A 14,509-nucleotide genomic window follows, 5' to 3' on the forward strand; every position below is an offset into this window, starting at 1 on the left:
TCCCGAGAAGCTTTCGGATTCCACTGTCGTAATAGTGGTAGGAATGTTGAACACTCGCGCGGCCTTCGCGAGGCCTACTACGTTGTTCTTAAGTACCTGACGGTCGATGGACTGGACCCCAAAAGCCATTTGCGGCTGTTGGTCGATGAAGATGATCTGCGAGTTTGCAGGCGTCAGGACTTCAAGTTTTGGATTTGCCATGGCTTTGTAGATCCTAAAGGTTTGGTGAACATGGGAAGACACGCCGAGCTCGCCTGCCTGGCGAGAAAAACTCAGATTCAGTCTAGCGAAGGCTTTTCACCGAGTCCTTGGCAAAGCCCTTAATCGTTCTTAAAAGAAGCACTCGTTCGGCGCGTCGCGACTGATCCTGACCCAGTCCAACGTGATTGCCTGCTCAGAACATTTCATATCTTTTTGCAGGACTTTATGTCTGCCGCATTCCTACACTTCATCTTGGCGGATTCATGAGCTTGCGTTGTATCTGGCGGGAGGCGGTGCTTGCGAAGCGCGGGTGTGCCGCGGCTCAGCCTTCCTGCGAAGTGTGAAGCCGCGCTTCGAGAAACTGAATGAGGGCTCGCACTTTGCTGGAGTGGCGGCGATTAGGCAGATACGCCGCGTAGACGGTTGCATCGCCGCTATGGGGACTCGCATCGAAGTTCTCGAATAGACGCATCAGGCGTCCCGCGCGAATTTCGGCAGCGACCAGCCACTCGGGCAGCAATGCGACGCCGCGTCCCGCCAGCACGGCTTCAAGCAGGATGTCGAGACTGTTCGACAACAGGTGGCCACGCACCTCAACGCGGGCTTCAGCCTGTTCCTCCGCGGCCTCACGGCGGAATGTCCAGATCTGGCGTGTCCGATAGCCGCCGCCGTACGCCACGCGCAAGCACTCGTGCGCATTGAGTGCTTGCGGCGTTTGCGGTGTGCCGCTGCGTTCAAGGTAGTCGTGACTGGCAACGACATAGCGCGGATTGTCCGCCAGCTTTCTGACGATCAGATTGGCGTCGCGGTTGGGCAGGCCGATCCGTATTGCAACGTCGATTCTGTCGAGCGCGAGATCGGCAAAGTGATCAGCGACGACAACATCGAGAAACACGCGTGGATTGTCTGACAGGAACGCCGCGAGATGCGGAGCGAGCCGTAGTCGGCTGTAGGTGGAGGGCACCGCGATGCGCAGCGCGCCGACCGGCGACGCACCGCTATCGAATACGCTCTCGTCCGCTTCGGCGAGATCGTCGAGGACCTTGCTGACCTGTTCGACGTACGCAATGCCGGCGTCGGTGAGACTGACTTTTCTTGGTGTTCGAGTCAGAAGCGCGGTACCCAACGAGGTTTCCAGCGAATCCATTAGACGCGTGACCGACGAGGTGGCCACACCCAGACGCTGGGCGGCTTTCGAAAAGCCGCCGGCGTCGGCCACTTCCAGCAACGTATTCAGGGCGAGGAGCTTGTCCAATGTACGGCCTCAATGACGGCTTGGTTGCGCCAGACGCAACGCGGGATTGCATTCTAGACCCATTCAGCAAGTTTCTCGCAACGGATATGCTGTGTGCGTTACCTAGTGAGGGATGCAACATGCAAGCCATTCAGGTCGAGGTCAATTACGACTTCATATGTCCGTGGTGCTGGATCGGCCAACGGAATCTCGCCGCGGCGCTCGCTGATTCCGGTGTCGACGCGGCCGTTTCGATCCGTTACGTACCGTTCGAGCTGAATCCGTCGATGCCGGTCGAAGGCGCGGATCGGCGCAGCTATCGGACCCGTAAATTCGGAAGCTGGGCCCGCTCGCAAAGCATGGACGCGCAAGTCGCGGCCGCCGGGCTGACCGCCGGCGCACAGTTCAACTACGGCAAGGTGCTGCGCACGCCGAACACGCGTCTCGCGCATCGTCTGATGCAGTTCGCTCAAGATCGTCATGAACCGCGGAAGACTGCAGCGCTTTATCAAGCCATCTACGCCGCTTATTTCTCGGAGGGCCGCGACATCGGTTCGCTCGATACGCTGGTCGCCATCGCTGCCGAACACGCCTTCGACGCAGATCAGGTGCGTGCGTATCTGCTGAGCGCTGCGGGCACTCAGGAAATCGACGCGGCGCGCAACCAGGCGGACACGCTCGGCGTTCAATCGGTTCCTACCATCGTGGTAGCGGGCGAGTTCATTAGCGGTGCGCAGCCGCCCGCTGTGTTTGCCCATGCATTACGTTCGGCCGCGCAACGAAGCGCAGCGTGAGATCACTCGAGAAACCGGATGCCGTCGTGACCGGCGGCTCGCCGAGCTTAGGTTCGAGCCCACGTTTATCCATTTTCTGATTTCAGGGAGTTTCCATGTCAACCCAGACACCCACTACTGCCGGCAGTGCAAGTCCGGCAAAGATGACAAGCGGCCTGATCGCGCTGTTCGCTTTCTGTTGCGGCGCGATCGTCGCGAATCTCTACTATGCGCAACCGATCACCGAACTGATCGCGCCGGCCATCCACATGTCCGGCGGCACGGCGAGCCTGATTGTTTCGTTGACGCAGATCGGCTACGCATTCGGCCTGTTCTTTCTCGTACCGCTGGGTGACCTGCTGGAGAACCGCAAGCTGATGATCACCACCGCGCTGGTGTCGATCGTGAGCCTCACCGCGGCGGCGTTCGCTCACCAGCCGGGCTGGTTCCTCATGATCTCGCTGCTGGTCGGATTCAGCTCCGTGGCCGTGCAAATCCTGATCCCGCTCGCCGCGCATCTCGCACCGGACGAAACGCGCGGCAAGGTGGTCGGCACCATCATGAGCGGACTGCTGCTCGGCATTCTGCTGTCACGGCCGATCTCCAGCATGATCGCCGGACATTTCGGCTGGCGCGCGGTGTTCGGTTCCGCCGCCGTCGTGATGACAATCGTCACCACCGTGCTCGCGCTGACCATTCCGCGCCGGCAGCCGGATCACAAGGCCACCTACTTCGAATTGATCGGGTCGCTCGGCCACCTGGTCCGCACAATGCCGGTTCTGCGCCATCGGTCGTTGTATCAGGCGCTGATGTTCGCTTCGTTCAGTCTCTTCTGGACCGCGATCCCCATCGAGTTGACCCGGCACTATGGGCTCTCGCAAACCGCCATCGCCATCTTCGCGCTGGTCGGTGCGATCGGCGCGACCTCGGCACCGGTTGCGGGGCGTCTGGCCGACGCCGGTCATACAGTGCGCGCAACCTTGATTGCCCTCGTCGTGGGTGCGCTCGCCTACATGCCGGCATTGATACATCCGGCGTGGGGCGTAGCGGGGCTCGTCGCGACCGGCGTCATCCTTGATTTCGCCGTACAGATGAACATGGTGCTGGGGCAACGGGAAATCTATGCGTTGCATGCCGCGAGCAGAAACCGTCTGAACGCGCTGTACATGACCAGCATCTTTGTAGGCGGCGCCTTCGGCTCTGCGCTCGCAAGCACGCTCTATGACCGTGGTGGCTGGCCGCTGGTCGCCGGGGTCGCCACCGCGTTCCCACTCATTGCGCTGATTCACTATCTGGCGATCGGGCGCCCGCACGCGGCTCGCATCGCTTAAACAATCGATCACAATCGGTCGATTCATGAAACCGGGCCCGCAAGGGGCCCGGTTTCATGCCGTTGCGTTTATGTCGCAACAGTCAGATCGATCAGTCGCGCTTCGCCAGAGGCGCACCAGCAGTCGTCGTGTACTGGGCAAGTGCGTCAAGCGAAGCGGAATTCGAAAGATGACTATTGGCTGGCGCCTTGACCAACGCCGGCCTTTTTCTCGGCGTTCTGCAAATCGGTCGGATAGTTAGGGTCGTTCCTACTCGGTTGATAGCCGGCATCTTCAAGTTTCTTCAATTCCGCATTCTTCTTTGCACGTGCTTTTTTTCGCGCTGCTTTACGCTCGGCTTTCGACGGCGTTGCGCTCGACGCAGTGTCGGGTTTAACGACCGCGGCCCCATTGGCCGCGGCATTTCCGCTTGCGTCTTGAGCCATGGCTGGTACGAACGACCCAGCAACCGTGGCCGCGATCGCAAGCCCGAGGATGACATTTTTTGCGGTAAATAGCTTCATTTGTGAAATTTCCCCTGAGATGAAACCTGCCCCGACTTAACGATACGTATCGCCTTACGACTACGACTGAAGAAACTCAAGAAGATCGGCATTCACGCGATCCGCTTCGGTTGTGCACATGCCGTGGGGGGCACCTGGGTAGACCTTTAGCGTGGCGTTCTTCACGATTTTCGCGGACTTACGCCCGGCGTCGTCAATTGGGACGATCTGATCGGCATCGCCGTGCAGGATCAAGGTTGGAACGTCAATTTTCTCGAGATCCGATGTGTAGTCGACCTCGGAAAACTGCTTGATGCACTCGTATTGCCCGAGGACCGATCCCAGCATCCCCTCCCGCCAGAATTCGTCGATCACGCCTTGCTCGACCTTCGCATTAGGTCGGTTATAGCCATAGAACGGCACAGCAAGCTCTTTGAAAAACTGTGACCGATTGCTCGCCGTGCTGCTGCGAATGCCGTCGAATACCGACATTGGCAGGCCCGTCGGATTGGCCTCCGTCTTCAACATGAGCGGGGGCACGGCACCGATCAGCACCATTTTCGCAACGCGCTTCGTTCCGTGCCGGCCAACGTAGTGCGCGATTTCGCCGCCCCCCGTGGAGTGACCGACAAGGGTGGCGCCCTTCAGATCGAGCGCTTCAATGACAGCGGCAAGGTCATCCGCGTAAGTGTCCATATCGTTGCCATGGCTGGGTTGTCCCGACCGCCCGTGGCCCCGGCGATCATGAGCAATGACGCGGTAACCTTTCTGTACCAGAAACAGCATCTGCGGGTCCCACGCATCCGCGTCAAGCGGCCAGCCATGCGAGAACACGACCGGCTGACCTGAGCCCCAATCCTTGTAGAAAATCTGCGTGCCGTCCTTGGTGCTAACAAAGTTCATGGCGTGCGCTCCTGTATATGCAAGGTGACTGCCGGTGCTTTTACTTAACGTGGCGCCGGCAGCGTTGGAAAACAGTTGAAAATGTGCGACCGCATCATCGCCTGGAGGAGTTTTACTTCCCTGTCAAATCATCGGACGGCCGTATCTCAACAGTCTAAGTGGGCATTGCAGAACAGAGCAGCCAGCGTGCTTTGTATCGGTACACATCCGACCGTCCTCGACGCAGAACTCCGCTTTGTGCCCACAAAAATTGCAGATTATGCTTGAATGACGATAAAAGTCCTGATGGACGGATTAATTATTCTTAAGCATCATGGCAGGCGTCAGTCCGTCAAATGGCATTCCTCGCTCCGGGAGATCGCGATGCCCTCGGTCTACAGCCTTGACTCTGTACCCGTCAAAGAACGATTTGCGCGTTACCGCGATCTGGTGGAAACGTACTATGTTCCGGTCAGCGTGGAATGCCATCGCCCGGAGCGGTTTAATGCCTGGATCAATGGTACTAACCTTGGGGCAGTCACGGCCGGCACATCCCTTCTTGGCGAGCAGGACGTTGATAGACGGACTGAGCATATCGCGCGCTCTGAGGATGATCGGGTAAAACTCATCGTACCGCTGTCCGGTTCAATTTTCGTCAATCAGGATTCCAGAAATACACTCATCCGTCCGGGTGAATTTTACGTCACTGATCCCACCAGGCCTTACCAGGAAAGTATCGTTGGAGACTTGACGTTCCTTTACTTCCTTTTTCCGCGCAACCTGTTGACGTCGAAACTCAGCCGAATAGAAAACGTCACGGCGACCGGTTTTGATCGCAAGCGCCCCTACGCGCGACTTGCGGTCGATTACGCCAAAAGTCTCTCCAACGTCCTTGACGAATTTGAGCCAACCTCGGCAAGTCAAGCCGGTGCAATAGCTGCCGATTTGTTCACGATGGCATTGTGGGAACGCTTGGACGAGGTGCAAACTCACAGTACGGTGCATCGATCCGCGCAGTTTCGTCGTGCCAAGGCGTTTATCGACCAGCATCTCAAAGACCCGAATCTCAATCTGGAGCAAGTCGCAGTCGCAATGCAGCTCTCGACTCGTTATCTGCACGGACTGCTTTCGGAGGGAGGCCTGAAATACCGGCGCTATGTGCTCGAGCAAAGACTGGCACGATGCGCGAAGGATCTGACAGTCGCCGGCAACCTGGATAGCTCCATTACCGAAATAGCATATAGATGGGGGTTTTTCGACAGTGCGCACTTCAGTCGGTCATTCAAGGCGTTCTACGGAATGTCGCCTCGCGACTACCGTGCGTCAAATCAATCTCGCTAGTTCTGCCTGCGTGTCAGTTTCAACCCGTTCAAGCGTAGCTCTCTGCTTGTCGTTCTGAACGACCTTGGTAAGCCCCGCTGTGCGGGCGCAGGCGCGGAGCGGCGGCGCACGTAGCGCCCCGCACTCCTTGACGCATGCATGCACAGTTTAGGCGTTGGTTGAGCCCTTTGGCAGCCGGTAGTCGTCGGGAGATATGCCGTACGCCGCTGCAAATGCCTTGCGAAAGCAGTCGATATGTGGCCAACCACCCAGATTGCTGATGTCATGTACGCTGTAAGCGGCGAAGCGTGGATTCGACAGTATGCGAAAACATCGCGCCAGCCTGCGCGCCTGCACGTAATCGTGAAATCCAGGACCGGCCTGTGCCGTCAGCCGCCGCACTTCCTGTGTCGAAACGCCGAGTGCCGCCGCGACTGTCTCTGCGGACAAACTGCGATCCGCCACACGTTCGTCGATAAAGAGCCTGATCCACAGTAACAGCTCCGATGAATCCGTGTCGCTCGTTAGAGGCGGCGCGTCGCTATACGCGTTAAACGCGAGTGTTAAAAGAGTCAACACATGCGCCGCCATCTGTTCGGACTGTGGACCGGAAAACTCATCCCATACGGTCGACAGGCTGCGCACGAACTCGATCGCGAGCCGCGCATGCGGCTGATCGACGGAGTGAGCGAGGCCTGTAACTTTCTGGGTCGAGCCGATTCGCGCAACGACGTCCTTCCGGGGCACAAGCATCCACAGGAAATTGCAGTTCCTGAGTGTCAACTCTTCATAAGGACGTGCAGGATCTACGATGGCGAGCTGCCCAGGCCCAATTAGCGCCTCCTTGCCATCCTGTCTTAGATGGATTCCGCCGGTTAATGGCATCCAGATGCCGACGGGATCCACTGCGGAACGGTCGATGTGATACGAAGTACGGGACACACGCTGCGCTTCACTCAGAAACGCCGAGCCAACGAAGAGCTTTCCCAGTGGACGCCCGTCCCACTTCGCTGTGAAGGTCTCTGTTTCTTCGCAGCTAACGGACACCGGCACATGCAAGGATTCCGATACATCTCGCCAGTACTCGTAACGCTCGGAGAGCGGCAGATCGTCAAGGTCAAATGTCGAGCGCATGTACTGAATCTCCGTGCTGTAATGTATCTGTCCATGGTGGGGCGATGTGTTTCAATCCCCAATACAACGTTCCATTCTCACGCGACGAAAGGATTTTTTTCTTTACGCGGCACAATCCGGCGTGGAGCCAACGCTCGCCGGTCACGTCCCCATGTTCAATTGCCTGATCGACAGCTTTCAGTGCGTTCGTCGCGTCGCCACACTTCGCCAGCGCCTGGCCGTACCGGCACAACAGGAAGGTCAGCGGCGCACGGAAACCCGTTTGCGTCAAGCGCTCAATGGCGATCGAAAAAACCCGCAGTTGATCAGGGTTCGGCGATCCCGCGGCGGCCACGCATTGTTCATAACATGCGCAAGCCGCAATCCATATAGGGAAGGACATGCGGGAGGCCCTCTCGCGCAGACCGGCGATCGCTTCGCGCGCTCGCACCAGATCGTCCGACAGGATTGCCAACGGAATAGCCGCTTCGACCAGGACGTAGCACGTGACCATGTCATTGTCGTAGTCGATCGCGGCCCGGAGGGTCGACTGAGCCAATTTCAGGGCGCGTTGCACCGAGCCTTGAACCCACAGTACACGGGAGAGCGTTGCGCGTGCGACGATTCCGTGTTCGATACGGAACCCGGTCGAGCTCCAGCGATGCGCTGATTGATCGTAGGCGGCCAGCATCTCCTCGAGTCTGGCGCGAGCCTGTAGTTGATCTCCGAGGTAATGCAGCGTGATTCCTTCAATGCCCACGCCAAGCAGGGATCGCGTCACATCTGACTGCCCACGCGCCAGGTCGCAGAAGCGTTGAGCCATGAGCAATGCGGCCTTGGGCTCACCGCCATACTGATGCGCATTCCAAAGGCCCCACAACGCGCGTGCCTCATATTCAGTGTTCTTCTGTAACACCGCATCGGCATACAGGTTCATCCATTCATGCCGGGCTTCCGGGCCAGGACCGTTCGTATAAACAAGTCCCGCAGCCAAGGCTGCGCGTAATTTCAGTACGGCCTCTGACGGGATTTCACTATCCATTGTCGAGTTATAAACTGCCAGTGCCTGTCTGGCACGGCTGCAACATTCACTCAAAAGTGACAGGTCGAAGAGGTAGGGGACAGTCGCCGACGCGAGCGCAACACCCATCGACGGATCGCCCGCCGGCGAAAACGACCACTCAAGCGCTGCGCGAACGTTGTCGAGCTCAGAGGAAAATTCCGCCAGCCTTTTTTCATCCGTTCGTTCGGTCCCGTTTGCCGGGGCCTCGCCGAACAGTGTCAGCAAATACCGTGCGTGCATAGCCGAAGCCGTATTTCGCTCGCCATTGTCGTCAAGCTGCTGCAAAGCGTAGTCGCGAGTCGTTTCGAGAAGGCGGTAGCGGCGGCCATTGCCATCGAATTGAGCCGCGACCATCGATTTACTCACCAAACCGCAGAACGCGTCGAGCGTCTCCCAAGTGGACACGTCGCGGTCCACCGTGAGGAAGCAAACAGCGTCGAACGTAAAGCCGCCAACGAATACGCCCAGGCGGCGGAACACGGACCGTTCGATATCGCTCAACAGCCGGTAACTCCAATCCAGCGTCGCCCTCATCGTCTGATGTCGAGGCGGTGCAGTCCGGCATCCGCCCGTAAGAATCCGCAGACGGTCGTTGAGACGATTGCCAAGCACTTCAATGCCAAGTAAGGCGGCTCTCGCAGCAGCTAGTTCGATCGCCAGCGGGATGCCGTCGAGCGCGCGGCACACGGCGCCTATCAATAGAACGGTTTTCTCGTCCACCGCGAATTCGGGCGCGACTTCCCTCACCCGAGCAAGGAAGAGCTGTGCCGCACCGGTTAGCAGCACGGCGCCTTCTGTGCTCACCGCCTCAGGTACGACGAGCGGTGGCACGGGATACCGCGTCTCATCGGGAATTCGCAAAGGCTCGCGGCTAGTCGCCAGGATGACGTGGCCGGAATTTCGCAACGCCAACGCAATGTTCGCCGCGCTGCCGACAACGTGTTCGCAGTTATCCAACACGATGAGCAGTCGCTTACCGCGCACCGCATCGACGATCGTGTTGATTGAAAGCGGTGCACTCGAGGTTTTCATGCCCAGCCCGGCGGCCGCTGCGTCGAGCGCAAATCGTTCATCCGTCACCGATGAAAACGATATCACCGCCACACCATCGGGAAACGCGGGGGCTGCTTTTCTGGCGGCTTCGATCGCGAGGCGTGTCTTGCCGATCCCCCCGGTGCCGACTAGCGTGACCATTTCACGACGTTTCAACACAGTGAGCACTTCTGCCAACGTCAGATCGCGCCCGAAGAGGTCCACGATGCTACCGTTTGGTGTGCCCTGCGAATCGTCAATGGACGTGACCAGAGCAGCATCGGACTGCGTATCGCACACGTGCTCCGCGCGGACCACGTTGGTGCAACGCAATAATTTATAGCCACGACCGGAAACCGTTCTGATCAATTGGCTGCTGGTGCCGAAAACCTTTCTCAATGCGGAAATTTGCACCTGCAGATTGTTCTCTTCCACCACGGTTCTCGGCCAGACGACGCGCAGGATTTCATCTTTCGACACCAACTCGCCATTGGCGTTGTTCAGAAGTTCCAGGATATCGAAAGCGCGCGAGCCCACTCGAAGTGGAGCGCCGTCGCGACGTACCTCGCGCAGTGCAAAGTCAATCTCCAGATCACCAATGCGTAACACGGCAACCTCCTGTCTTTCAGACGTATGCATACGCGGTGGCCAATGAGACGTAGCAGACAACACGCTAATTGATTCGCCGGTCATCCAACCCGGCATAAGTGAAGTTACGCGGAACTCCTGGTCTTCATCGTCTCAATGGCTGGAATGCAAACCGGTTGTGCCGCACCGATCCAGTGCATCTTAACGATCTGAATTCACGTTGACTTGTACTGAGTCCCACGGAAAGTTGCCTCAGACGGAACAGAGCGTGGGCTGTTCCAGTTCTCGCCTTGGTTCGCTACCTCGCAATCGGCGGGCTTGTTGCTGCAAATCACGCGTGGTATCAACACGGCCAATTTGCAACTTAAGGAAATTTTAGAAGCGCTTAAGTACACCCGTTGACGCCGGCGCTAGCATGAGGGCCATCATGCTCCAGACATACACCGTGTTTGCACTGCCTGTCCTCGGGTACCGGTTGTCATAAGGCTCCCGCACTTCTATGCCTTGACAAATAGGATCGGGAAATATGGACACGCTTAACGCAATGAAAGTCTTCGTACGCATCGTCGAAGCCGGCAGTTTCACACGGGCAGCGGACTCGTATGGTCTGACTCCGCCGAAGGTCTCAAAGATGTTGCAAACACTCGAGCATCATCTGGGATGCAAGCTGTTGCACCGGACCACGCGCAAGGTTTCGCTGACCGAAGACGGGCACGCCTACTATCAACGTTGCGTTGCTGTACTCAACGAAATTGACGACATGGAAGCATCCCTTTCAAGTGCCAGGATTGCACCGAAAGGACGTCTGAAAGTCAATTTGCCGACGGCCATGGCCAAGTGGATCGTGATTCCCGCGCTTCTTTCGAACCGGCATCCGCCGAAAAAGCTCAAGATCTTCATCGACTGGCTAGCTGCGCTGTATGCACTGAACCCTGTGTTGCAGGGCAAGACCCTGTAGGCGGTTCGCAATCAGGAGGTCCGCCACATCCAGAACTTGCCCCGCGATCGTCGCGGATCTGGCGCGCGCCAGGTCCGCGACGCGCCTTTGATTACTGGGCGCCCTCTTCTTCCAGCACGATTCGGTTATCGACCGACTGCACCTGGGGGACCCGTTTGGCAGCATCACCCGCAAGCTGGATCTGTGAGCTATCCGGCACCGTTCCTACCAACGAAACCGCACCGCCTTTAACCAGTACGGCGATATTGCTGGAAGTCAAACCCTTTGTCGCATAAAGCGCATGGCGGACAGCTTTCGACAGTTGCCGGTTCTGTGCGCGGATCGCAGATTTGCTGGGGCTGCCGATCGGTTGCGCTGTGTTGGCATCGCTGGCGGACTGAGCGAAAGCCAGATCCGCGCTGAGTAACGCTACGAGCCCGCACGTTACGGTAAAGGTGGAAAGTCGCATCATATTTCCCCGAAGGCGTTGATGACTAAACAGCGGTCTGCAGAAAAACTGCGCAAAAAAATGGCACAGACTGCGTATGAAATGATGGTAAAAATTCGGCACGTACACCACTTAAATCTTATTAAAAACGTGACCTTTTCATTGGTCTCCCCATGTTCTATCAGCCTCCTGACATCTTCACATTGTTATCCGCTTGCAGTGCGGCCGCCGGATTAAGCGCCCCCCCAAGGAGCACGCGGCAGAAACATCCTTCTTCCGCTCTGTTGCTACGTTGATGCCATCTGCGGCGGCGTTTCGTCTTGCGGTCAAAAGAAGTGAATCATGCCCGTAACGACCGAGCGCTGATTGATACCCGCGCTAGCTGGCGAAGTGCTTGAGATACCGAGCGTCCCTTGAGCATTGTTTCTGGAAAGGCCGGCCTCCGTGTACAGATCTGTCGACTTCGACAGCAGGTAGTGAACGCCCAGTTTGAAGAACGCACCGTTGCGTTCGGTGTTCACCCTGTCGGCCAGATACGTATAGTCCGAAACAAGCCTGAACGCCGGGGTAATATCGTACCGGGCGCCGACGGAATAGTAATCCTGGCTGCTTCCGGTTGCGGGATCCTTGAAGTTCTGGAAATTCAGACTGACTTTGTACGCGCTGCCTGTATAGGCGAGGAATACGGTGTAGGCCCGCGCCACCGTGTGATCCGTTACCCCGGTCGGATCGTTGCCGGAGATATAACCGGCGCTCGCGGATACAGGCCCGAGCGCGTAGTACAGCGCAGCCGACACCTCACGTTGATTCTGAAAATCGCCTGCGGTCCCGCCAAAGCTGTTTAACACGCTGGCACTGAGACCGTAGATCGTTGGTGTCTGATATTTGACCGAGTTGTTAGCCCATGTATATTGAAAGCCGTTGAAGCCGGTGCGGGTCTGAAAGACTGTATTTGCCACCGAGCCGAAATTCTCAAAACCGCTGGCATCCGTGCGATAAAGTACTTCGACGAATGGGGTGTAGTGGCGGCCAAACGAGATCGTCCCGAAGTCATCCTTTCTCAACCCCACCCACGCACCACGGTCGAACAGGAAACTGCCCGCAGAGGTCGGCTGGCCCGAATTGGTACTCTTCCCGGCACCCGGCAGAAAACCCGACTCAAGTTTGAACAGTGTCGCCATCCCGCCGCCCAGATCCTCCACTCCGGAGAAAATCAGCCGGCTGACGACCAGATTCGCCTGGCCGTATGCCCACTGATTTTTGTCATTTGCGCCTACACCATTCGTGAAACTGATGCCACCGTCGATGATCCCGCTCAACGTGACACTCGATTGCGCATGAGCTTCGCCCATCACAAGAGAAACGGCTAAAACGGCAATAGCTTTCCTGTACATTCCTGGTCTCCATTGTTCTGCCAATCTCACAGCCCCATGACTGATTTTGATTCGCGATACTAATCATCATGATTCGGGTGGTGACCGCCGAAAGTCCTTCGTCGAGTCGACTGAACGCCGTTGGGAACGTCACCATCGCGCGTAGCGCATCGGGAAGTCCCGCAGCGCTGGATCAACCAGCTCAGCGCGAGTCAGGTTGGAGATAGGACGGAGCCGCAGTGGTCTGTCTGAATTCGCCGACTTTCCATTCGGCGCCTGCATCTACCTTGGAACTCACTATACGGCCAACATCAGAAGGAGGCCTGATCAAAAGGAGCGTCGACTTGTCAGATCGTCCGGATTTTCATTGCTTCAGCGCCGCCACATACGCGGACACAGCGACAATCTCGTCTTCGCTCAGCAGCGGAACGATCAGGCTCATCAACTTTCCCTTACCCCCGCGCTCTCCACTCTTCCATGCGTGGAGTTGCGCTTGGACATATTCCTCATGCTGGCCGGTGATACGCGGGAAGTCAGGCTCGATACCGCCTCCCGCTGCACGGTGACATGAAATGCACGCTGGCGCGCCGTTCGCGCCGCCATGTGTATAGACACGCGCTCCGGCATCGACGAGCGCTGCATTTGAAGCTGCACCTGGCGCAGGCTTTTGCGCTGCATAGAAGGTCGCGAGTGCTTTCATCTCGTCCGGCGAGAGGTCTTTGACCATTGTCTGCATGATTTCGTTGTGCCGCAACGGCGGCACACCCGGGCCACCCTTGAACTGCGTGAGCTGCTTGTAGAGATACTCCGGATACTGGCCTGCAAGGCGTGGGTAGGTGCCGACCGTGCTGTTTCCGTCCACCCCGTGACAGGCTGCGCAGCGTTGTGTCGTGAGTGTGACGACTCGTGCCGTCAGATCGTCGGCGCGTGCGATCACCGCGGCACACAGCAGGGCGCCGGCGACCAATGCTGCGCGCGCTGCCGGACCCACCAAGCCTCGTTCGAAAGCATTTCTAGCCATTGGTGTGTCTCCTCGCATTTGAAACGGAATATTGACTTTCAACCTTGTCTTCTCTTTGCTACCGCGCGGCATGACTGTTCGACTCGTCTCAAACTGAAGCCTACGTCCATATCGTTCGAGCGCCGTAGCCGGAAAGCCCGCGCATTTACCGCTGAGTCCGATTAATCCCGCCGTGTTTGAACGAGTCACACACAACACGGTGTGGGCCGCCCTGAACGATTGGCACGCTATACAGGCGCACGCCGCCTCTTGCGATACGGATCAGACGTATCAAGCGCCGGCTCGGTCGACAGATGGGTATGAATCGATCCAGGAGGCGCTCGATGCCACAAGGCTCCCGTTACAAGATTGGACGGCATCGTCAAAAGAGGCGTCGCCTCTCGCGGCTCATCGGCGCACGCCGGTTGTCAATCGTTTAGCCCACCCGGCGATGAAAACGATGAATCTGGACTTCTTCCCACAGTCCGGCTGCGAAGAGCGGGTCATTTCGATTAAATGTCTCGACTTCGCCGCGTGTTTGCGCCTCCACAAGAAAAAAACTGCCGATCTTGTTCTCGCCGGCGTCATCGACCAACGGCCCGGATGTAACAAGCGTGATCGGCCCGCTCTCCAGATACGCGCGATGCTTCGGGGTATTGGCTTCGCGAAGGGCCAAAGCACCAGGCTTATCGGTGCAGAAAACGATCCAATGCATGATTTTCAGTTCCTATC

Annotated in this window: 12 protein-coding genes and 2 pseudogenes; 4 read left to right on the forward strand and 10 right to left on the reverse strand. The window is 57.7% G+C overall.

The window, feature by feature from the left end; genetic code table 11:
* Both HHL24_RS03940 and HHL24_RS03945 read right to left on the reverse strand, forming a co-directional pair.
* Positions 1 to 201 (reverse strand): annotated as a pseudogene (locus tag HHL24_RS03940) (hydrolase); the annotation flags it as partial.
* Positions 202 to 523: 322 nt separating this feature from the next.
* Entirely contained in the window at positions 524 to 1,456 is a 933-nt protein-coding gene (locus tag HHL24_RS03945; RefSeq protein WP_169484104.1) for a LysR family transcriptional regulator, read from the reverse strand.
* 119 nt (positions 1,457 to 1,575) lie between these two features.
* On the opposite strand from HHL24_RS03945, the gene HHL24_RS03950 reads away from it, so the two are divergent.
* Positions 1,576 to 2,229 (forward strand): DsbA family oxidoreductase, encoded by a 654-nt coding sequence (locus HHL24_RS03950; RefSeq protein WP_169484105.1) that lies wholly within the window; start codon positions 1,576 to 1,578, stop codon positions 2,227 to 2,229.
* Positions 2,230 to 2,324: 95 nt separating this feature from the next.
* Positions 2,325 to 3,539, forward strand: coding sequence for an MFS transporter (locus HHL24_RS03955; RefSeq protein WP_169484106.1), 1,215 nt, complete (start codon positions 2,325 to 2,327; stop codon positions 3,537 to 3,539).
* A gap of 173 nt (positions 3,540 to 3,712) precedes the next feature.
* On the opposite strand, the gene HHL24_RS03960 is transcribed toward HHL24_RS03955, so the two are convergent.
* Entirely contained in the window at positions 3,713 to 4,042 is a 330-nt protein-coding gene (locus HHL24_RS03960) for a DUF4148 domain-containing protein (protein WP_169484107.1), read from the reverse strand.
* 60 nt (positions 4,043 to 4,102) lie between these two features.
* Entirely contained in the window at positions 4,103 to 4,924 is an 822-nt protein-coding gene (locus HHL24_RS03965; protein ID WP_169484109.1) for an alpha/beta fold hydrolase, read from the reverse strand.
* A 267-nt stretch (positions 4,925 to 5,191) separates the two neighbouring features.
* Between HHL24_RS03965 and HHL24_RS03970 the strand changes: the two genes are divergently transcribed.
* Entirely contained in the window at positions 5,192 to 6,244 is a 1,053-nt protein-coding gene (locus HHL24_RS03970) for an AraC-like ligand-binding domain-containing protein (protein ID WP_169484110.1), read from the forward strand.
* 147 nt (positions 6,245 to 6,391) lie between these two features.
* Here HHL24_RS03970 and HHL24_RS03975 read toward each other — a convergent pair whose 3' ends face one another.
* Both HHL24_RS03975 and HHL24_RS03980 read right to left on the reverse strand, forming a co-directional pair.
* On the reverse strand, positions 6,392 to 7,357 hold the full coding sequence (locus tag HHL24_RS03975) for an AraC family transcriptional regulator (RefSeq protein WP_169484111.1): 966 nt from the start codon (positions 7,355 to 7,357) through the stop codon (positions 6,392 to 6,394).
* A complete protein-coding gene (locus HHL24_RS03980; RefSeq protein WP_169484112.1) occupies positions 7,341 to 10,040 on the reverse strand; it encodes a winged helix-turn-helix domain-containing protein in 2,700 nt (899 codons plus the stop codon). The genes HHL24_RS03975 and HHL24_RS03980 overlap by 17 nt, the downstream gene beginning before the upstream one ends.
* A 505-nt stretch (positions 10,041 to 10,545) precedes the next feature.
* Here HHL24_RS03980 and HHL24_RS03985 point away from each other — a divergent pair.
* Positions 10,546 to 10,878: pseudogene (locus HHL24_RS03985) on the forward strand (LysR family transcriptional regulator); the annotation flags it as partial.
* A gap of 190 nt (positions 10,879 to 11,068) precedes the next feature.
* Here HHL24_RS03985 and HHL24_RS03990 read toward each other — a convergent pair.
* The 4 genes from HHL24_RS03990 to HHL24_RS04005 all read right to left on the reverse strand — a co-directional run bounded on the left by HHL24_RS03990 (position 11,069) and on the right by HHL24_RS04005 (position 14,492).
* Positions 11,069 to 11,527, reverse strand: a complete 459-nt coding sequence (locus HHL24_RS03990) for a BON domain-containing protein (RefSeq protein WP_169484114.1) — start codon at positions 11,525 to 11,527, stop codon at positions 11,069 to 11,071.
* A gap of 203 nt (positions 11,528 to 11,730) precedes the next feature.
* Positions 11,731 to 12,798: a porin gene (locus HHL24_RS03995; protein ID WP_169484115.1), complete on the reverse strand. Its 1,068-nt coding sequence runs from the start codon at positions 12,796 to 12,798 to the stop codon at positions 11,731 to 11,733.
* 343 nt (positions 12,799 to 13,141) lie between these two features.
* Positions 13,142 to 13,798, reverse strand: coding sequence for a c-type cytochrome (locus HHL24_RS04000; RefSeq protein WP_169484116.1), 657 nt, complete (start codon positions 13,796 to 13,798; stop codon positions 13,142 to 13,144).
* A gap of 415 nt (positions 13,799 to 14,213) precedes the next feature.
* Positions 14,214 to 14,492 (reverse strand): YciI family protein, encoded by a 279-nt coding sequence (locus HHL24_RS04005; RefSeq protein ID WP_169484117.1) that lies wholly within the window; start codon positions 14,490 to 14,492, stop codon positions 14,214 to 14,216.
* Positions 14,493 to 14,509 lie beyond the last annotated feature (17 nt).

It is taken from the genome of Paraburkholderia polaris, from assembly GCF_012927345.1.
GTDB classification, from domain to species: Bacteria; Pseudomonadota; Gammaproteobacteria; order Burkholderiales; family Burkholderiaceae; genus Paraburkholderia; species Paraburkholderia polaris.

Bases quoted from the DNA above. Each gene is read 5' to 3' on its own strand.
- HHL24_RS03995 (WP_169484115.1), bottom strand. From the start codon at position 12,798: ATGTACAGGAAAGCTATTGCCGTTTTAGCCGTTTCTCTTGTGATGGGC.
- HHL24_RS03970 (WP_169484110.1), top strand. From the start codon at position 5,192: ATGACGATAAAAGTCCTGATGGACGGATTAATTATTCTTAAGCATCAT.
- HHL24_RS03955 (WP_169484106.1), top strand. From the start codon at position 2,325: ATGTCAACCCAGACACCCACTACTGCCGGCAGTGCAAGTCCGGCAAAG.
- HHL24_RS03950 (WP_169484105.1), top strand. From the start codon at position 1,576: ATGCAAGCCATTCAGGTCGAGGTCAATTACGACTTCATATGTCCGTGG.
- HHL24_RS04000 (WP_169484116.1), bottom strand. From the start codon at position 13,798: ATGGCTAGAAATGCTTTCGAACGAGGCTTGGTGGGTCCGGCAGCGCGC.
- HHL24_RS04005 (WP_169484117.1), bottom strand. From the start codon at position 14,492: ATGCATTGGATCGTTTTCTGCACCGATAAGCCTGGTGCTTTGGCCCTT.
- HHL24_RS03965 (WP_169484109.1), bottom strand. From the start codon at position 4,924: ATGAACTTTGTTAGCACCAAGGACGGCACGCAGATTTTCTACAAGGAT.
- HHL24_RS03960 (WP_169484107.1), bottom strand. From the start codon at position 4,042: ATGAAGCTATTTACCGCAAAAAATGTCATCCTCGGGCTTGCGATCGCG.
- HHL24_RS03975 (WP_169484111.1), bottom strand. From the start codon at position 7,357: ATGCGCTCGACATTTGACCTTGACGATCTGCCGCTCTCCGAGCGTTAC.